This window comes from Barrientosiimonas endolithica, from assembly GCF_030296655.1.
Taxonomy (GTDB): Bacteria; Actinomycetota; Actinomycetes; order Actinomycetales; family Dermatophilaceae; genus Barrientosiimonas; species Barrientosiimonas humi.
Genome location: NZ_AP027735.1, coordinates 3132059 through 3151492 on the forward strand (window position 1 = coordinate 3132059; position 19434 = coordinate 3151492).

Here is a 19434-nt window from a genome sequence, read left to right on the forward strand (position 1 = left end):
GGCGCCGGGCGTACCTATGCTCGGGGTGACGCCGACGACGAGGTCGGCGCCCGATCCGTGAGCCAGGAGGCGGCGACACCATGCGCGACTACGGCAAGTTCTACATCGGTGGCGAGTGGGTGCAGCCCACCGACGGGACGCCCCTCGACGTGATCAACCCCGCGACCGAGCAGGTCGCCGGCCGGATCACGCTGGGCACGGCGGCCGACGTCGACCGGGCGGTCGAGGCGGCGCGCACGGCGTTCGAGGCGTACGGCCGGACCGAGCCGAAGGAGCGCCAGGAGCTGCTGTCGGCGATCGTCGCGGAGTACAAGAAGCGCAGCGGCGACCTCGCCGCCGCCGTGACCGAGGAGATGGGCGCGCCCACCAAGCTGTCCGAGACCGCGCAGGTCGGGATGGGCCTCGGCCACCTCGTGACCGCGATGAAGGCGCTGGACTCCTACGCCTTCAGCGAGGACCGCGGCACCACCCGCATCGTGCGCGAGCCGATCGGCGTCTGCGCGTTCATCACCCCGTGGAACTGGCCGCTCAACCAGCTCTCCGCCAAGGTCGCGCCGGCCCTGGCGACCGGGTGCACGATGGTGCTGAAGCCGTCGGAGGTGGCGCCGTTCTCGGCGTACATCTTCGCCGAGATCCTTGACGCCGCAGGCGTTCCCGCGGGCGTCTTCAACCTGGTGAACGGCGACGGGCCGACCGTCGGGGCCGCGCTCGCCGCGCACCCGCAGGTCGACATGATCTCGATCACCGGCTCGACCCGCGCGGGCGTCGAGGTCGCCAAGGCCGCCGCGCCGACCGTCAAGCGCGTGCACCAGGAGCTCGGCGGCAAGAGCCCGAACATCATCCTCGACGACGACGCCTTCGAGAAGGGCGTGAAGATCGGCGTCGCCAGCGTCATGCACAACAGCGGGCAGTCGTGCAACGCGCCCACCCGCATGCTCGTGCCGGCCGCGCGCATGGAGGAGGCCAAGAAGATCGCCCAGGCCGCGGCCGAGAAGACCACGGTCGGCGCGCCCGACAGCGAGGCGCGCATGGGGCCGGTCGTGTCCGAGGCACAGTGGAACAAGATCCAGGACCTGATCCAGAAGGGCATCGACGAGGGCGCCACGCTGGTGTCCGGCGGCACCGGCCGCCCCGATGGGTTGGACGCCGGATATTACGTGAAGCCAACGGTTTTCGCCGACGTGAGCAACGACATGACCATCGCGCGCGAGGAGATCTTCGGGCCGGTTCTGTCGATCCTGCCGTACGACGACGTCGACGACGCCGTGCGCATCGGCAACGACACCGACTACGGGCTGGCGGCGTACGTCTCCGGTTCCGACACCGAGCAGGTGCGCTCGGTCGCGTCGCGCCTGCGCGCCGGGCAGGTCAACCTGAACAGCGCCCAGGTCGACCTGAGCGCGCCGTTCGGTGGCTACAAGCAGAGCGGCAACGGCCGCGAGTGGGGCGACACCGCGTTCGACGACTTCCTGGAGACCAAGGCGGTCATCGGCTACACGCCGGCCGAGAGCTGACGCTCAGCCGGTCGCGGTGACCTCGCTGACCTGCATCACCGGCGTGATGTCGGTGTAGTTGGCGATGTCGCCGAGGATCTGGTCGGCGTTGGGACCGAAGCCCGCCGCCCAGGCCTCCTCGGTCTCGACCTCGAACCAGCACGCCGCCTCGTAGACCGCGGGGGCGTTCGGCGCACCGCCGTTGAGGCCGCGCTCGACGCCCCACGCGGTGACGGCGGAGCCCACCAGCTCGGCCACCATCGGCACGTGCCGGGAGCGGTAGTACTCGTGGTCGAACCGGGCTCCTCGGTGCGCGGGTAGAGGACGCTGACCTTGATCACGGGGGCTCCTTGGGTGCGACGGGCGCGCCGGGCGGCGGCAGGACCCCGCCCAGGCTAGCGGGGCCGCCGCCGCGTGCAGATGGACAGGACAAAGGATTCGGGGCCCGCGGGACTCCGCGGCTCGGTGCGGGCGGCCGCCCGTTGTTCCTGTCCAGATGTACGCCCTCGTACCCTCGTGACATGTGCGTCGACGATGCCGGGCGAGCGAGCCCGCGAGCACGCCCGGAGGAGGAGACGCGCTCAACGGACGCAGCGCCCTCGTACTTCGTCCCGGTCGCGGACCACACCTATCGCCCGACGTCGCTGACGCAGGGGGCGTGGCGGGAGGACGAGCAGCACGTGTCGGTGCTGGCGGGGCTGGCGGCGCACGAGATCGAGCAGCACGAGCCGCGGGCGGACCTGCTGGCCTGCCGGTTCAGCTTCGAGATCCTCGGCCAGATCGCGCGTGAGGAGATCAGCTTCGAGGTGCGCACCGCTCGCCCCGGCCGGACCATCGAGCTGGTCGAGGCGGTCGGCACGATCGGCCCGCGCCCGGTGCTGCTGACGCGCGCCTGGCGGCTGCTGACCTCCGACACCACCTCGGTCGAGGGCATCGAGCTGCCGGCCATGCCGAAGCCGCAGGACTGCGAGCCGTTCGACGGCGCGGCGCAGTGGCAGGGCGAGTTCCTGGCGTCGCTGGAGTGGCTGGCCGCGCCGGGCGGGCGCGACGGCCGCCGGCAGGTGTGGACCCGCACGCCGGTCGACCTGGTCGAGGGCGTCGAGGTGGGCGACCTCGCGCGGTTCGTGTCGCTGGTCGACCTGGCCAACGGCGTCGCGACGCGGCGGCACCCGAAGACGATGGGTTATCCGAACGTCGAGCTGTCGATCCACCTGCTGCGCCGCCCCGACCCGGAGTGGGTGGGGCTGGACACGTCGGTGTCGTTCGGCCCGGACGGCGTCGGTCTGACCTCGACGGTGCTGAACGACGTGCACGGCCCCGTCGGCACCGCCGCCCAGAGCCTCACGCTGCGCCTGCCGTAGCACACAAGCCGGTCGAGCAGCGCGGAGCTACTCGACCGGCTTGTTGCTCGACCGGCGTGGGTGCGGTTACTCGGTGATCCGGCGGCGCAGCACCAGGTAGGCGCCACCCAGCAGCGACACCAGGGCCGCGCCGGCGCCGGCGGTGCCGGTGTTGCCGAGGCCCGCGGCGCCCGTGCGCCCGGTCTCGACCGGCGGGCCGGTCACCGTCGGCTCACCCGGCTGACCAGGATCGGTCGGCTCACCCGGGTCGGTGGGCGTCGGCTCGGCGCCGCCACCGGTCACCTCGACCGGGATCTGCACCGTGGTGCCCGACGGCGCCGCGGTGAGCGTGAGCATCGCGGGCCCCGACGGCGTGCCGGCCGGGATCGTGACCGTGACGTCGGCCGAGCCGTCGCGCGTGGGGTACGGCGGCGCGGTGCTCTTGCCCGCGGTGATCGGGAACTCGCCGAGCGACGCGTCGCCCAGCCTCGCGGTGAGCGTGGTGTTGGTCGGCGACCCCACGCTGGTCAGGTCGGTGCCGGAGACGGTGAAGCTGACCTCCTCGCCGGCCGCGACCTGCGTCGGCTGGTCCTGCACGGCGACCGCGCCCTTCTTGAACGACGGCGACAGCGGGCTGTTCTCGCGGATCCACTCCACGAACAGCGACTGGTCGATCAGGCCGGAGTCGCGGGTGTTGGTGCCCTCGCCGAACGCGGTGAAGTTGTCGCCGCCGCCGAGCAGGAACGAGTTCGACGCGACGGTGTACGTCTTCGCCGGGTCGAGCTCCTCGCCGTCGACCATCACCGTGGTCACCCGCGAGCCCTCCGCGGCCGTCGGGTCGTAGGTGTAGGTGACGTTCTCGGACAGCCCCAGCTTTAGGAACGGCCGCGACGAGCCGGCCGGCTGCCACTGCTGCTCGAGCACCTTCAGGAACTGGGCCCCGGTGAGCTCCTTGGTGACCACGGTGTTGTTGAACGGCATGATCGAGGCGGCGTCGGCGTACGTGATCTTGCCGTCGTCGTTGATCAGGTCCGAGCGCACGCCGCCGGGGTTCATGACGCCGATGTCGACGCCGCCGGGACGGCCCGGCTTGTTGATCGACTCGAGGTAGCTCTGGGCGATCATGTTGCTCAGCGTCGACTCGCGCATGCGGTCGTCGCGCTGCCCGTCGGGGCTGAACGCGGTGGTGATGTCGCCGGTCTGCTCGCCGATCTGGCGCGCCCCGATCTCGGCGGCCTTCTTGTTGGCGGAGTCGACGATCTGCGCGCTCGCGCGGTAGCGCGGGTCGGCCTCGCACGCGGCGGTCGGCTCGGTCACCGGGCGCAGCCCCATCTGGTACTGCGTGACCTTCTTGGTCTCCGGGTCGTAGCCGAGCGTCAGCTCGCCGAGGTTGTTCGCGTAGTAGCCGGTCTGGATCACCGGGCGGGTGCCGTCGCCGGGCACCGGGCCGTCCCAGGTGTAGTCCATGTGGGTGTGGCCGGTGATGATCGCGGCGACCTTCGGCGAGGTGTTGTTGACGATCTTGCCGAACTCGTCGCTGCCGGCGACGCCCTCCTGCAGGGTCGCGCCCTCGCCGCCGACCGGGGAGCCTTCGTGGTAGGCCGCGACGACGACGTCGGCCTCGCCGTTGCCGGCGTTGCCGTCGGTCAGCTGGTCGGCCACCCGGTTGACCGCGGTGGACGGGTCGCCGAAGTCGAGGCCGCTGATGCCGTCGGCCGCGACGAGCGACGGGACGTCCTTGGTGACCGCGCCGACGACGCCGATCTTCACGCCGTTCTGCTCGACGATCTTGTACTCCGGGAGCGCGGGCGTCTGCGTGCCCTTGCGATAGACGTTCGCACCGAGGTACGTCCAGCTCGCCCGGTCCGCGACGCGGCCGGTGAGGTCGGAGAAGCCCTTGTCGAACTCGTGGTTGCCCACCGAAGACGCTTGCAGGTCAAGGGAGTTCAGGAAGTCGATCGCCGGTTCGTCGTTCTGCGACGCCGACTCGAACGGCGTGCCGCCGATGTTGTCGCCGGCCGCGACGAACGTCGCCCCGGGGTTCTCCCGCTGCGCCGTGGTGACGGTGCAGGCGAAGTCCTTGGTGAAGTGACCGTGGTAGTCGTTGATGTTGAGCAGGGTCAGTTTCGTCAGCGACGGGTCGATCGACCCACCGCCCACGTTGGTCGCGGCCTGCGCGGGGGTGGTGGTCGCCATGGCGAGCGCCAGGACTCCTCCGACCGCGGCGATCCGACCAGGCATCGCTCGCCTCATGGGGCTGTCTCCTTCGTCAGCTGCGGGTCCCAGGGGGTGCCGGGCGTGCGGAAGCAGACGGCGCGGACCCGCAGGAGCCAATATGCCCGCGCCCGCGGGGGCTTGGGGCGCAGCGAGGCAAAAGTCATGCACGCGCCATGGAGCGTTCACGGCGATGCGGGGCGCAGGGCGTTCGAGGCCCTCACCGTGGCAGGTGTGGAACTCGGGACCGCACGACCGGGTGACGTCAGCGTCGTCGCGCATCGCGGCGGCGCAGGGCTCGGCCCGGAGAACCAGCTGGCGACCTTCGCGACCTCGCACGCCCTCGGGGTGCGGGTCCTGGAGACCGACGCGCGCGCGACCGCCGACGGCGTCGCCGTCGCGCATCACGACGCGACCCTCGACCGCACGACCACGCTGCGCGGGGCGGTGCGCGACCGCAGCTTCGCCGACCTCGGCGGTCAGGTGCTGCGCATGGACGAGCTGCTGAGGGCGCATGACGACGTCGAGCTGCTCGTCGACGTCAAGGAGGCCCGGGTGGTCGGGCCGCTCGTCGCGGCGATCCAGGCGACGCGCAGCGCCGACCGGGTGTGGGTGGCCGGGGGCTGGGACCACTGGCTGTCCGCGGTGGTCGAGCGCTGCCCGGGCGTACGTCCGGCGCTGGGCTGGCGGGGCCTGTCGACACTCATGTGGTCGGCCCGGCGCGGGGTACGCCCGCGGCGGCTGGCGGGGCGGGCGTACGCCGCGCACGTGCCGTGGCGGCTGAACGGCGTGCGCTGGCTCGCCGACGAGCGGGTCGCGGTGCGGCTGGTGGAGCAGTGCGCCGACCTCGGGCTGGTGCTGCGCGCCTGGACGATCGACCGGCCCGACCTGCAGCGGCGCCTGGTGCGCCAGGGGTGCCGTCGATCATCACCGACCGCCCCGACCTGGCCCGCGAGGTGCTGATCGGCGAGAACCGCTGGTCCCCCATGGGCACCCCCAAGCTGGTCGAGTAGTCCCCCACGCTGGTCGAGTAGCCGGCGAGGAACGAGCCGGCGTATCGAGACCACTCACGCTGGTCGAGTAGCCCCCACGCTGGTCGAGTAGCCGGCGAGGAACGAGCCGGCGTATCGAGACCCACCCGAAGACGGCGCCGTCTCGCACTTCGCCAAGCCTTCCGCGTTCGAGAACGCCGTTCTGCGATCTCGCCTAGCATCCCGGCTCGTGGGTCGACACTCAGCTCCCGAGCCGCGCCGCGGCCGCCACGCGCTGCCCGGGCAGGGCCGCTTCCTGTCCTGGGCGGTGGCGCTGGCGCTGGTCGCCGCGCTGGTCGGCGGCGGGGTCTGGGCGTGGCGCGCGGCCGACGGCGACGAGCAGCCGGTCGCGGGCGAGCAGTCCGAGGACTGCCCGGAGAGCCCGCTGCGCATCGCGACCACCAACGAGATGCGGGTGCCCCTCGGGGCGCTGGTCAGTCAGGGCAACTCGACCGACTGCGTACGGTTCGTCGTCGACACCGCCACCCCGCTCGCCGTGGCCAACGCCGTGCACGGCAACGACCCGCTGCGGCCGGCGGTCTGGGTGCCCGACAGTCCGCTGTGGGCGCGCGAGTCGGGTCTGTCGGGGCTGCAGCAGGGGCCGACGATCGCGACCAGCCCGACCGTGGTCGCTGTGCCGCAGTCGCTGCGCGGGGCGAACGTCTCCGGCACCCAGCCGTGGAAGACGATCCTGGAACGCACCGGTGGCAGGTTCGGCATGGACAACCCGGCCGACGACACGCCTGCCCTGATGTCGTTGAAGGGGTGGCGGAGTCGTACGGCGGGAGCGCGGCCGGGCGCCAGCAGCTCACCGGCCTCGTGGTCAGGATGAGTCACTCCGACAACGCGAGCAGCACGATGCTCACCGATGCGGACGACCCGAAGAAGGCGCGGGCGTTCCCGACCAGCGAGCAGGCGGTGGCGGCGTACAACACCGAGCACACGGGGTCGAAGCTGTCGGTCGTGGTGCCGAAGGAGGGGTGGCGCAGCTGCGCTACCCGGTGCTGCGCATCCCTGGGAGCCCGGGTGGCGACGACGCGGCGTACGAGCGGTTCACCAAGCTGGTGACGAGCCCGCTCGCGCGAACCATCATGCGCAACAGCGGTTTTCGGGTGCAGGGTGAGACGACGCCCACCGTGCAAGGGGCGCCGGTGAGCCTGCCGTCGAACACTCCCGACCCGTCGGCGCAGGACCTGTCGGCGCTGCTCACGGCGTGGAACAAGGCGGCCCGGGAGAGCCGGATGCTGGTCGTGCTCGACGTGAGCGGGTCGATGCTGCGCAAGGCGCCCAAGGGCGACAGCCGGATCAACCTCGCGCGCAAGGCCGGCGCGGTGGGTCTGCAGACGCTGCCGCAGTCGACCGAGATGGGGCTGTGGGTGTTCTCCACCGCGCAGCAGGGCAAGCGTGACTATCGCGAGGTGCTGCCGATGCGGCGACTCGACTCCACCGTCGGCGGCAGCAGCCAGGCCTCGATGCTGGGCGCCGCGTTGGACACGATGCCGAGCGAGGTGCGCGGGGACACGGGCCTGTACGACACCGTGCTCGCGGCCTATCGCGAGGCGCAGCGCAACTACAACCCCGGCCGGGAGAACTCGGTGGTCGTGGTCACCGACGGCGCCAACGAGGACACCACCGGCGGCATCTCGCTGGACGGGCTGCTCGGCGAGCTGCGCCGGCTGCAGGGCAACGGCAAACCGGTGTCGGTCGTGCTCGTCGGCGTGGGTCCGAGCACCAACCTCGACGCGATGCGCAAGATCGCCCAGGCCACCGGTGGCTCGGCTCAGGTCGCCGAGAACCCCGACGACATGGTGGGGATCTTCTTGAAGGCGGTGGAGAGCAGGGAGGGGTAGGCGAGGCGGCGAGCGCCTCGATCGCTCTCGTCACTGACTCAACCGCCCTCACCATGGAAAGCCCGCGAGTAAAGCCACTACCCAGGCCAGCAACAGCGCCCAGAATCGGAACGAAGGGCGAGTCCTCGTGATGCCGACCTGGGCCGTCGGCCGGTGCTGTTGGTGAGCACCCACCGCGATGCGGAGGATCCGCAGCCCGGCCGAACCTGCGAGCCACCTCTCCTGGAACTCTGACTCCTGCAGGCTCATGACCGTGATCCGCTTCACAGACGCGCCCTCCCTGAGTTGAACGCGCGGATAGTTGAACAAATTCTTCTCCACCGGTTGCTCAAAGTTGGCAACAACGGTCTCATATGTCCACACAGGGTTTCGAATAAATATCCGACCATCAGACCAGAGACGCGCGACGGGGCGCGCAAATATGGTTTCTAGCGTCAGCATTAAAGCCAGAACGGGGACCCATGTCGTCCAGATGAACCACCAGCCGAGAGGATCTTCCCCGCGCACCGCATTCCAGGCGGGGTAGAAATAGGCAGTGAATGCTAACACCCCCAGGGCAGAAGGATGCCCGCTAGACGGTTCGTGCGATTATGAAGCTCCATGCTCTGTGGGGAGTTCCTTGGTTCAGCGAAAATCGCCGCCAGGATCTCATCGTCATCTGGAACATCGCCCGGCCTCCAGGCGCCTGGAGGCTGATACTTCATCGACCAACCTTCCGGGATCACCACTTTATGCTCCGCTGGAACATGTAAGTCGCTCCGCTCACTTGAGCACTGTGGAAATAGTACGATGGCCGATATCGCCACCGGGGAGTCCGCTTATACTGCACCACCGGTCGCCTCCCTGAGCGCACAATCACGCGGCGCACGGAGTAACTCCGATACGTCGCAGCCCCCACACCCTGGTAGAGCCTCCTTAGAGCCATGCCTGCTCCTCCACCCAGCGCGACGAAGGCTAGATTCTTAGCAAACGCACCCCTCCACTGACGCGACCCGATCTTTCCTTGTGTCCGGGCTGAGATGAATGCAGCACCTACGCCCGCAGCGAGACACGCGCCGCCGCTTGCAAATACGCATACTCCGAACGCGGCAGCCGTGGCGGCCCGCGCCGCATTTTTCCAGGTCAACCACTTGGGTTTGCGCCATTTGCCGTCAAGGTCGAAACTGTTGATGGGGTCTTGGGGGTAGGTGTAGGCGGTGTCGTTGCCGCCGTACACGGGGTCGGGGGTGGTGAAGGCGCCGGTGGCGGGGTTGTACAACCGTACGCCCATCAACGTCAGCCCGGCGGTGTCGGTGGTGTTGGAGCGTTGCTGGGCCCCGAGCCAGCCGTACCCGATGGGCCCGACCACGGCCGGGTCGTTCACCGGGGTGAATCCGTAGGGTTGGCCGAACTCGGTGTAGTCAGACCACCCACCCATCGACGTGCACGGGACATCGGTGGCCTGGTCGGCCGCCACGGTCACCGAGGACACGTTGTCCCCGTGCGGGTTCGACAGGTTCACCGTCGCCTCGCCGGTGTCGGCGATCATCGCCCCCAGCTCCGAGGAAACACCTTCCACGAACCGTGTCGTCGTGGTGCCCTGACCGGGGCGGGTCTCTTCCACCCAGGACGGGTTGTCCGAATCGTCGGTGTAGTGCCGCACCACGGTCTTGGTGACCGAGGTCGCGTCCGTGCTGGTCTGGTTCGCCCGACGATCCTGAGAGTCCAGGGTCAGCTCGGTCGAGATGGCCCCTTGGGTGATGGTCCGCGCCAGGTCCGTGTCGAAATACCCGATGGTGATGTCACCGGCGTCCCGGTTCGGGGCGTCGCTGGCCGGGACCGTGGTCTGCCGCCCGAACGCGTCATAGACGTACGCGCCGGGCGCGGCCGCGCCCTCGACGGCCTTCCCCGAGGTGGGCCGGTCCGCCGCGTCATAGGCATAGGTCGCGGTCGCCTTGTAGGCCGGGGCCGGGTTGGCACAGTCACCATCAGTGCTGACCGCGAACGACTCCCCGGTGCGGGCCCCGTTCAAACCCGCCGGGCCGTCGAAGGCGTACGTGCGCACATAGCACGGCGCGGCCGGTGTGGCCGGGGTGTCCGGGCCCAACCCGGCCGGGGCACCCTGCCCGTGCCCGACCCGGTCCGCGACCCGCACCAGCCGCCCCGCACCGTCATAGCTGTACGCCCGGTCGTACGGCACCGCCTTCCCGACCTCCTCGGTCCCGGTCTCGCCGGGCTCCGGGGTGGCGGCCGCGGGGTCGGGGTCGAACGCGGCCCCGGTCGAGGTGAACTCCCGCGCGACCCGGCCCAGCCCGTCCCGGTCCACGCTCCAGGCAACCCATGGCGCGGTCGTCGGGGCGCCCGGGGTCCAGGTCGTCTCCCCGGTGTCGGGGTCGGTGGTGGCGGTGACCGGGGTGACCTGCCCGGCATACGTCATCCCGGTCTCCTGGCCCAGGATGTTGCGCTGCGAGGTGGCGGTGATCCCGCCGGGCAGGTCCTGGCGCACCAGGGACCCGGTCGCGTCGTAGGCACCGGTGAAGGTCAACGACCCGCCCGTGCCCGGCCGGGACACGCTCACCTTCGTGACCAGGCCGCGCCGTTCGGTCTTGCCCGCCGCGTCCGTCCCGTCGTAGGCGTACGTGGTGCTGCCCTTGGGGTCGGTGAACGAGGCCACCCTCCCGGCGGTGTCGTACGTCGTGGTGCCGGTCTGTCCGGTGTCGTTGGTGTACCCGACCTTGCGGCCCCACCGGTCATAGGTGGTCGTGACCCGCTTGGTGGTCGCGTCGGTGCCGGCCTCGTTGGCCTCGCCGACGTAGGCCACCAGACCGGTGGCCGGGTCGTACCGGGTGAACGTGCCCGGCACCGGCGTGGAGCCGGGGATCGTCGCGGTCGTCTTGCTGTAGGTCTGACGGCCTGCGGTGTCGTACCGGGTCGCGGTCGTCCTGGTGGCGGCTCCGGAGGTCTCCACCACGGTCGTGGGCTGGCCGTACATGTCGTACCCGGTCGTCTTCTCGTCCGGGATGTCCGGGCCCTGGGTCATCGGCGCACCGGCCATGACCCGGCACACCAGACCCGCCCACGCCTTCGCGGCCGTGGTCGCGCCACAGGTCGGGTCGGCGCTGTTGGCCCCGGCGGTGTAATAGATCGTGCGCCGCGCCCCCGGTGACGTCGAGCTGGTCGCCGACGGTTGCCGGGTCTCGATGACCCGCCCGGCCGAGTCGTACCTGGTGACTCTGGTGATCCCGCCCGTGGTGGTCGAGGTCGCCGCGCCCAGGTCCCACCCGGACGCATCACCGGCACTGACCGGCCCATACCCGGTCGTGGTGCGGGTCAGCTGCACGTCACCAGCACTGCCCTCGGCCGTGCCCACCACGGTCGTGGTGGTCGAGGTCGGCAGGTTGTACCGGCCCCCGGTCGCCGGGTTCACCCCACCGTTCGGGGCGCCCTCGTCATAGCTGGTGGCCTCAGCAACCCTGGCCGTGAGGACCTGCCCGTCGGGCAGGGTCAGCTCACGCACCGGGCTCACCTGCCGCACCAGCAGCGTGCCCGCCGGCACCACGACCTTCCCGGTCGTGTCGGTGATGTCGGCGTTGTAGAACGACTCGGTCGCATACCAGTCGGCCTGGTCCTTGCTGACCGGGCCCACCGCCTTGACGGCGTTGATGCCCTCCGGGGTGAACGACCGGACCTGATTCCCGGCCGTGTCGTAGTCGGTCGCGGTGACCTGCCACTGCCCGGCGCCGTACGTGGCGGTGTTGACCTCCCAGCCCTGATCGTCGGTGAACGACAGGTCGGCGTACGGCCAGTCCGCCGCGCTGATCGACGTGGTGGAGGTGACCGGGCGGTCCGGCCCGAACACCGCGAAACCGGCCGGAAGTCGTCGTCATCCCTCACACTCATCCAACCCTGCCACTCCGACGGATCCCTCGAGATACACCTCGGCAGAGGCATAGCCTGGTTCAGCAACCATGCCCGAGAGCGCGGGGAGCGCCAGATCTTAAGCTGGTATCGCCAAGAGAAGGTGGGGTCGAGAATATATCTTCCGGTGCCCCAATCGGGCATGCGATCTGCTGCAGGGCCTTCATCGTTGTGGCGCGCGCCGTCGTTCGCATATTTCCCAGATATGGCAACATAAGCGATCACGAATTGGAAGAACATCTCTTCCGGTCCAACGATCCCGTACGTAGCCTGTACGGCAATTGCTACTAGTCCTGCCAAGGTAGCCAGCAGTCGAACTGAGAACCTCAGCCGCGGGAGCACATTCGCTACCGTAACCAGCAACGCAGGAGGTAGCCACGCCCAAGCCGACGTCATGCTACAAGCCTATCTGTCCCGCCTCGGCGAACTGGCTGAGCTGCTGGTTCGCCACGCTCTGTTCACCGCTGTCCAGCAACACCATGACCGAGACCGGAATCCGCCTCCCGCGCACCCGGACCCGGCACTTCCACCAGATAGCCACCGGGTCGTACGCCGGCCAGCGCAGCGATCGCCACCGGCACACGAGGGCCGCGTCAGACACCACTGCGAGCACTTCCCAGGGAACTCCGGGCCATCATGAGCTCCGGACCAAGCCCGAATTCATACACTCTCCCCTCGCCACTGCTCCGCGATACGGGAGGCCGCGTCCAACGCGCCCGCCAGCTGTGGATTCTCCGTTTCCGCACGAATCGTCCGAAGCTCGGAGAAGAGCCGCCCGAGCGTTTCATCATCGCCCAAGAATGAGTTGGCGCCACCGTTCAAGCTCGCGACGATGCCGAGCAGGTCGATCGCGAGGTCTTCCTCCTGCTCGTTGGCGAACGACTTCTCAGGTCGGTAGGTGTACGGGTCCAGCAAGTTTCCTATCTCAATGGCCAGCTGCCGCCGCTGTCTCAGCACGCGGCGGCTACGAAGCGCCCCTCGCGCTGTGCGCCACTGGTCCCTAGTCACGAATGCTCCACGGGTCTGGGAAACCGCTGGTGTCGATCTCCCGCTCGTCGGCCACCTCGTTCAGCAGGTCGGCCAGGCCGCCGGCAATCCCAACTTCCTCCTGATCCCCGATCGAGGCTACGTGCCGCCGAAACGCCTCAACGCCACCCGACTCGGCCACCTCAGGCGCGAGCAGCGCGGTATGCGCGCGAAGGTCCAGGAACACGTCCCCCGACAGCCAGTCCCACCCCGGCACGCTCACCGCAGCGTCCCAGTGCGCCTGCGTGCCGAGGTTGGAGACCAACGCGTTCCAGCCCGCCATCACCGGCTTCGCCTTGGCCTTCGGTAACCGCTGGACCGTCGCGACGACACTCCACGCGGTCGTCCACGTCACCCCCGTCCCGTCGGCGCACTCCCGCAGCACGCTCAGCACGGGATCCAGCTTCACCGGGCGCGGCTTGGGGACCTGCAACCGGCCAACCCATTCCGGCGTCTCCGGCTCACCATGCTCCGCGACCCAGGCCTGCTCGGCTTCCGTGCGCGGCAGCGGTCCCGGCGCCGACCAGCCGCGCCACTCGCAGTACGCGCCCACCGCCGACTCATACATCGCCAGGACGCGCAGGCCGCGCTCCACCTCGTCCACGACCTCGAACGGGTACGGATCCCGCTGCGGTGTCCGGACCGTCACGTTGTGCTGCCGGATCGGAATGTCCAACGACGGCGGCACCACCCGAAGAGTCGTACGCCCACGCTTGGCCTGCCCCGCAAGGATCTCTAGCTCGAAGAAGATGCGGTCCCCTGGATCCTGCGAACGCCCCTTCCAGCTTTCTACGCCATTCGACTCCTCCGTCGCGCGAAGCATGCGGCTATAAACGTACCCCTTTGCCGCTGGGACATCCCACGGAGCCAGGATCGTAAAATCGCTGTGCCCAGAACGCCGAAACCAGCTGCCCGCACAGCCACACTCGACGCACCCTTCTTCCGGCCTGTTCATCAGCCACGGACCTCCAACCCGATCTGTCCCGCCTCGGCGAACTGGCTGAGCTGCTGGTTCGCCACGCTCTGTTCACCGCTGTCCAGCAACACCATGACCGAGACCGGAATCCGCCTCCCGCGCACCCGGACCCGGCACTTCCACCAGATAGCCACCGGGTCGTACGCTGGCCAGCGCGCTGGTTCGTCAGCGCCGCTAATCTCTATTCTTTCGATCTGACTTGCCGAGATCGTAGCCTCGCGCAAGAAGAAGGCCGAGCGGACTCGCATCTGAAAGGGCGTTCTGGACAGGACGATGTAATTTCCCAGTGCATATATCCAGCGGCACTGCATGGCCGCCAGAATTATAGCGGCGCACAGCAGAAGCCAGTATCCGCCGACGATTCCCTCGCCAAGGAACAGCCACCCACCGAAGAAGGCAGAGAGGAGCGCCACGAGATCCTGAACCAGGATGCCGAGGACCAGAGGGCGCGCGGCACGGATCTCCTGAGGTCTGTCAGGGCGTCGTTCGCCCTGACCTCGCCGAGCGCGTCGCGGGCCCGTGGAGCTCAGAACGGCCCACCTCTTCCTTGATCGTTCAGCCCCACCCCGACCTCCTCGACCCGATCACTCGAAGCTGCACCATTCCTACCGCGCCGACGGCCGAACCGGCCGTGAGTGTGCGCAACACGCCCACGCGGCGGCGCTGGAAGGGGCCACTTGCGCACACTCACGGGCAGCGGGTCTCGATACGGCCCGCTCGTCCCTCGCGGCCTACTCGACCACCTTGGGTGACCGGGCCTCGATAGGGCCGCTCGTCCCTCGCGGCCTGCTCGACCAGCTTGGGCGGCGCGGGAGCCACCCTCCCCGGCCCGCCCAACTTGGGCATCTACCCTCTCCGGGTGTCCACACCCACCCTCCAGCGCCTCGACCGCAATCCTCCCGACAAGCGGGCGGGTGCTTCAGGGATGCGCACCGACATCCAGGCGCTGCGTGCGCTGGCCGTCATGCTGGTCGTGGTCTACCACCTGTGGCCAGGTGAGCTGACCGGCGGATTCGTCGGCGTCGACGTCTTCTTCGTCATCTCCGGGTTCCTCATCACCGGGCACCTGCTGCGCGACGCCGAGCGCAAGGGTGGCGTCTCGCTCCTGCAGTTCTGGACCCGCCGCGCTTTCCGCCTGCTCCCGGCGTCCTTGCTCGTCATCGTGGTCACGATGGCCGGCGTGCTCGCGTTCGTCGGCGAGGACCAGTGGCGCCGCCACGCCCAGCAGGCCCTCGCCTCCGGGTTCTACGTGCAGAACTGGGTGCTGTCGGCGAGCTCGACCGACTACCTCGCCTCCAGCGAGAGCCCGACCGCCTTCCAGCACTTCTGGTCGCTGTCCATCGAGGAGCAGTTCTACCTCGTCCTGCCGGTCGTGTTCGTGGCCGTGCTCGCCCTCGCAAAGACCCGCTGGCGCACGGCCTTCTTCGCCGCGCTCGTCGCGATCACCGGCGCCTCGCTGTGGTGGTCGATCCAGCTCACCGCCACCAACTCCGCCGCGGCCTACTTCGTCACCACCACCCGCGCGTGGGAGTTCGGCATCGGGGCCCTGGCCTCGTTCGTACGCCCTCGCCACCTCGCGCGCATCAGCCCGGCCGTCGCCTGGGTCGGCATCGGCGCGATCGTCGTCTCGGCCGTGACGTTCAGCGGACAGACCGCCTTCCCCGGTTACGCGGCGCTGCTCCCCACCGTGGGCGCCGCGCTCGCGCTGATCACCCTGCGCCACGACCGGGTGTTCGACACCGTCACGAACACCCGGCCGGTCCAGCTGATCGGCGACGCGTCGTACTCCATCTATCTGTGGCACTGGCCGCTGTTCGTCATCGCGCCCTACGCGCTCGGGCGCGAGCTTGGCTTCCTGCCCCGCCTCGGCATCCTCGTGCTGTCGATCGCCGTCGGCTGGCTGAGCATGCGTTTCGTGGAGACGCCGTTCCGCGCGCGGGGCTTCGCCCGGTGGCGCACCCGCAGCGGTGCAGCGGTGGCAGCCGGCATCGCCGGGGTTCTGGTGCTGTCGAGCGCGGGCCTCGGCCTGGTGCAGCAGCGTGAGCAGCAGGCGGCCGACCAGGTGCAGGACGCGCTGTCGGGAGCCGACCGGTGCGTCGGCGCGCCGGCCCTCGGCCGCAACGACTGTCCGGCTCCCAATAGCCTCACCCCCAGCCTCGCGCTGCTGCCCAAGGACGACGGTAACCGCGGCGACTGCTGGACCGTGCAGGGGTCCTCGGAGTTCAAGCGCTGCACCCTCAACGACCCTGCGAAGCCCGCCAAGCGGGTCATCGCTCTCGGCGACTCGCACAGCAACTCGCTGATCCCGGCGTACGAGAAGGCGGCCAAGTCGCTCAACTGGCGGTTCGAGGCGTCGGGCAAGGCCGGCTGCTATCCGACGACCGCCGACATCGAGGTGGTCGACCGCGACGTGACCGCGTGCGAGACCTGGCGCAACGACGTCATCGACCAGGTCGCCAAGGACGACAGCATCGACATCGTCGTGATGACCCGCAACGAGGCGAGCCCGACCGAGCTGACCTCCGAGAAGCGTCCGCGGCTCGAGGCCGGCATGCGTGAGGCGTGGTCGCGCTTCACCCGCGCCGGCAAGCAGGTCATCGTGATCCAGGACGTGCCCAACCTCGGCCAGGAGCCGCTCGACTGCGTCGCGCGCAACGACGTCGCGGCGAGCACCGAGTGCACCTATGACCAGGACGCCGCGTTCCCCGAGAGCCGTCAGACGCTGCGTGACGCGGCCGAGGGGCAGCGCGGGGTCACCTTCGTCGGGGTCGAGGACTCTTTCTGCGTCGACGGACGCTGCCCCGCGGTGATCGGTTCGGTGCCGGTCTTCTTCAACCCGGGCCACGTCAGCAAGACCTTCGCGGCGACGTGGGGTCCGCAGCTGGCCAGCAAGCTCCGCGACGCGGCGCAGTAGCCCGGGTCACCCGGGGAGCGGTGCGGCGGCGGCCGGAACCAGCCGCAGACGTACGCTCTCGCCGGGCTCCGGCAGCGGCTCGCCGAGCTCGGCGACGGCGTCGGCCTCGACCCCGTCGGCCAGCCGGACCCGCAGCCGCACGACGTCTGCCCCCAGCGCGGCGCCCAGCACGGTGGCCAGGTGCTCGCCGTCGTCGGCGCGGCGCAACGCCTGCGGCCGCAGCGCCAACCGGGCCACGCCCGGGACCAGCCTCGCCGCAGCCTCGCCCTCGAGCACCGTCGAGAACCCGAGGAACTCGGCGATCTGCTCGTCGGCCGGTGCGCGCCAGACGTCCGCCGTCGGGCCCTCCTGGACGATCCGGCCGTGGCTCATCACCGCCATCCGGTCGGCCAGGGTGAATGCCTCGTCGTGGTCGTGCGTCACGAGCATCGCGGTCGTGCCCGAGGTGGTGAGGATCTGCCGCAGGTCGGCGCCGAGCCGGTCGCGCAGCGCGCGATCGAGCGCCGACAGCGGCTCGTCGAGCAGCAGCAGCCGCGGTCTCGCCGCGAGCGCCCGGGCCAGCGCGACCCGCTGCTGCTGGCCGCCGGACAGCGTGCCGGGGCGGCGCCGCTCCATCCCCGGCAGCCCGACCAGCTCCAGCAGCTCCCCCACCCGGCCCGCGGCCTCGGCGCGCGAAAGGCCTTGGCGCCGAAGGGCGTACGCGACGTTGCCGGCGACGTCCTGGTGCGGGAAGAGCTGCCCGTCCTGGAACATCAGCGCCACGCGGCGACGGTGGGTCGGCACGTCGGTGACGTCGTCGCCGCCAATGATCACCCGGCCGGAGTCGGGCCGCTGCAGCCCGGCCACGACCCGCAGCAGGGTCGACTTGCCGCTGCCCGACGGGCCGAGCACGGCGAGCACCCGCCCCGGCTCGAGCCGCAGCGACACGTCGTCGACGGCCGCGGTGCGCTCGAAGCGCACGGTCACGCCGTCGACCTGCAGCGAGGCCCCCGGCCGCGCCGACGACGCGTCCACGTCGCTCATCAGAAGCTCCCCAACGAGCCCACGCGCAGCCGCTCCACGACGCCCATGATGGCCACCGTCACGAGCGCGAGCAGCACCGACGCGGCCAGCGCCATGCCGAAGTTGTCGCCGCCGGGCCGCCCGATCAGTGTGTAGATCACCACCGGCAGCGTCGGCCGCTCCGGCCGCGCGAGGAAGCTCGTCGCGCCGAACTCCCCAGCGACACCGCCATCGCGAACCCGGTCGCCGCGAGCAGCGGGCGCCACACGACCGGCAGGTCGACGCTCAGCCACGCGCGCACCGGGCCGGCGCCGAGCGAGGCCGCCGCCTCGCGCTGGCGCGGGTCGAGCGAGCGCAGCACCGGCGCGAGCGTGCGCACCACCAGCGGCAGCGCCACCATCGCCTGCGCGATCGGCACCAGCACCGGCGAGCTGCGCAGGTCGAGCGGCGGCCGGTCGAGGGTGATGAGGAAGCCGAATCCGACGGTGACCGCAGAGATCCCGAGCGGCAGCATGAACGTCGCGTCGAGCGCCCCCAGCGCCCGCCGACCGCGCGGCGTCGCCGGCCGCCGCGAGACGACGACCGCCACGAGCACCCCGAGCAGCATCGCGAGCAGGGTGGCGTCGATGGCGGTGCGCCACGAGTTCGCCATCGCCTGGGTGACCGGCACGAGCAGCGCGTCGGTCGCCTCGGGCGCCGCGAGCTGGCGGTAGTTGTGCAGCGACCACGCCCCGTCGATGCGCAGCGAGCGCACCACCAGGGTGAGGATCGGGGTGAGCAGGAAGGCGACCGCCGCGACCGTGAGGGCGACCGGCAGCGCGTCCACCCGGGCCGGGCGACGAGGCGAGCCGGTGCGCGCGACCCGCGAGAGCACCCGCTCGCGGCGGGTGCGGGCGGCCTCGGTCAGGCCGAGCAGGGCCAGCACCGCCACCAGCTGCAGCAGGCTGAGCACGGCCGCCGCCTGCAGGTCGAGGAAGTTCGCGGTGAGCAGGTAGATCTCGGTCTCGATCGTGCTGTAGCGCAGCCCGCCCAGCACCAGCACGACGCCGAAAGCCGTTGAGCAGAAAAGGAACACGACGCTCGCGGCGCTCAGGATCGACGGCAGCAGCGCCGGCAGGGTGACCGTGCGGAAGACCTGCGCCGGGCTCGCGCCGAGCGCCGCCGCGGCCTCCTCGGCGCGCGGGTCGAGGCTCTCCCACATGCCGCCGACGGTGCGCACCACCACCGCGAGGTTGAAGAAGATCAGGGCCAGCAGGATCGCCACCCACGACCCGTCGAGACCGAGGAACCCCAGCGGCCCCGACGGCGCGAGCAGCGTGCGGAACGCGACACCCACCACCACGGTCGGCAGCACGAACGGCATCACCACGAGCGCGCGCAGCACCCGCTGGCCGCGGAAGGACAATCGGTGCAGGACGTACGCCATCGGCACCCCGAGCAGCACCGTCACCGCCGTGCCGAGCCCGGCCAGCCACACCGTGAACCACAGGACGCGCTGGGTGCGGCCCCGCCCCAGCACCTCCAGCGCCGAACCGAGCGCCCACTGCCCCTCGGGCCGCAGCCCGCGCAGCGCCATGCCGCTGACCGGCACCACGAAGAAGATCGCGAGGAAGGCCAGCGGCACCAGGGCGGCCACGACGAGCGCCGCGCGCCCGACCCGGCGGGAAGTCACGGGGTCGCTTCCGGCCGGG

At 70.4% G+C, this 19434-nt stretch carries 17 protein-coding genes; 7 read left to right on the plus strand and 10 right to left on the minus strand.

The genetic code is table 11. The features are described 5' to 3' along the window. Positions 1-80: 80 nt before the first annotated feature. Positions 81-1514, plus strand: a complete 1434-nt coding sequence (locus QUE40_RS15865; protein WP_289231552.1) for an aldehyde dehydrogenase family protein — start codon at positions 81-83, stop codon at positions 1512-1514. Positions 1515-1517: 3 nt separating this feature from the next. On the opposite strand, the gene QUE40_RS15870 is transcribed toward QUE40_RS15865, so the two are convergent. After that, complete coding sequence (locus QUE40_RS15870; RefSeq protein WP_289231553.1) at positions 1518-1751, minus strand: EthD family reductase; 234 nt, start codon at positions 1749-1751, stop codon at positions 1518-1520. A 263-nt stretch (positions 1752-2014) separates the two neighbouring features. On the opposite strand from QUE40_RS15870, the gene QUE40_RS15875 reads away from it, so the two are divergent. Next, positions 2015-2854, plus strand: a complete 840-nt coding sequence (locus QUE40_RS15875; RefSeq protein WP_142006886.1) for a thioesterase family protein — start codon at positions 2015-2017, stop codon at positions 2852-2854. Between the two features lie 66 nt (positions 2855-2920). Here QUE40_RS15875 and QUE40_RS15880 read toward each other — a convergent pair whose 3' ends face one another. Continuing rightward, positions 2921-5029 (minus strand): bifunctional metallophosphatase/5'-nucleotidase, encoded by a 2109-nt coding sequence (locus QUE40_RS15880; protein WP_289231554.1) that lies wholly within the window; start codon positions 5027-5029, stop codon positions 2921-2923. Positions 5030-5281: 252 nt separating this feature from the next. Here QUE40_RS15880 and QUE40_RS15885 point away from each other — a divergent pair, with 252 nt between their 5' ends. The 4 genes from QUE40_RS15885 (at position 5282) to QUE40_RS15900 (ending at position 7928) form a co-directional block, all read left to right on the plus strand. After that, entirely contained in the window at positions 5282-6010 is a 729-nt protein-coding gene (locus QUE40_RS15885; protein WP_289231555.1) for a glycerophosphodiester phosphodiesterase family protein, read from the plus strand. A 258-nt stretch (positions 6011-6268) separates the two neighbouring features. After that, entirely contained in the window at positions 6269-6910 is a 642-nt protein-coding gene (locus QUE40_RS15890) for a substrate-binding domain-containing protein (RefSeq protein WP_289231556.1), read from the plus strand. Then, positions 6907-7146 carry a hypothetical protein gene (locus QUE40_RS15895; RefSeq protein ID WP_289231557.1) on the plus strand — a complete coding sequence of 80 codons (240 nt, stop codon included), beginning with the start codon at positions 6907-6909 and terminating at the stop codon, positions 7144-7146. Before QUE40_RS15890 ends, QUE40_RS15895 begins: the two co-directional genes overlap by 4 nt. After that, a complete protein-coding gene (locus QUE40_RS15900) occupies positions 7059-7928 on the plus strand; it encodes a VWA domain-containing protein (RefSeq protein ID WP_289231558.1) in 870 nt (289 codons plus the stop codon). The genes QUE40_RS15895 and QUE40_RS15900 overlap by 88 nt, the downstream gene beginning before the upstream one ends. A gap of 48 nt (positions 7929-7976) precedes the next feature. Here the strand turns inward: QUE40_RS15900 and QUE40_RS15905 are convergent, their stop codons facing one another. The 5 genes from QUE40_RS15905 to QUE40_RS15925 form a co-directional block, all read right to left on the minus strand. Next, entirely contained in the window at positions 7977-8477 is a 501-nt protein-coding gene (locus tag QUE40_RS15905) for a hypothetical protein (protein WP_289231559.1), read from the minus strand. Positions 8478-8649: 172 nt separating this feature from the next. Next, positions 8650-11766, minus strand: coding sequence for a hypothetical protein (locus tag QUE40_RS15910; protein ID WP_289231560.1), 3117 nt, complete (start codon positions 11764-11766; stop codon positions 8650-8652). 719 nt (positions 11767-12485) lie between these two features. Next, on the minus strand, positions 12486-12740 hold the full coding sequence (locus QUE40_RS15915) for a hypothetical protein (protein ID WP_289231561.1): 255 nt from the start codon (positions 12738-12740) through the stop codon (positions 12486-12488). A gap of 85 nt (positions 12741-12825) precedes the next feature. After that, positions 12826-13674 (minus strand): hypothetical protein, encoded by an 849-nt coding sequence (locus QUE40_RS15920; protein ID WP_289231562.1) that lies wholly within the window; start codon positions 13672-13674, stop codon positions 12826-12828. 131 nt (positions 13675-13805) lie between these two features. After that, positions 13806-14240, minus strand: coding sequence for a hypothetical protein (locus QUE40_RS15925; RefSeq protein WP_289231563.1), 435 nt, complete (start codon positions 14238-14240; stop codon positions 13806-13808). Between the two features lie 446 nt (positions 14241-14686). Between QUE40_RS15925 and QUE40_RS15930 the strand changes: the two genes are divergently transcribed. Beyond that, entirely contained in the window at positions 14687-16741 is a 2055-nt protein-coding gene (locus QUE40_RS15930) for an acyltransferase family protein (protein ID WP_289231564.1), read from the plus strand. 6 nt (positions 16742-16747) lie between these two features. Here QUE40_RS15930 and QUE40_RS15935 read toward each other — a convergent pair whose 3' ends face one another. Genes QUE40_RS15935 through QUE40_RS15940 form a run of 3 tightly spaced genes read right to left on the minus strand, consistent with a single transcriptional unit; the run spans position 16748 to position 19415 of the window. Continuing rightward, entirely contained in the window at positions 16748-17764 is a 1017-nt protein-coding gene (locus tag QUE40_RS15935) for an ABC transporter ATP-binding protein (RefSeq protein ID WP_289231565.1), read from the minus strand. Then, positions 17764-17904 (minus strand): hypothetical protein, encoded by a 141-nt coding sequence (locus QUE40_RS19770; RefSeq protein WP_433997014.1) that lies wholly within the window; start codon positions 17902-17904, stop codon positions 17764-17766. The genes QUE40_RS15935 and QUE40_RS19770 overlap by 1 nt, the downstream gene beginning before the upstream one ends. Next, a complete protein-coding gene (locus tag QUE40_RS15940) occupies positions 17901-19415 on the minus strand; it encodes an ABC transporter permease (RefSeq protein WP_433997015.1) in 1515 nt (504 codons plus the stop codon). The genes QUE40_RS19770 and QUE40_RS15940 overlap by 4 nt, the downstream gene beginning before the upstream one ends. Positions 19416-19434 lie beyond the last annotated feature (19 nt).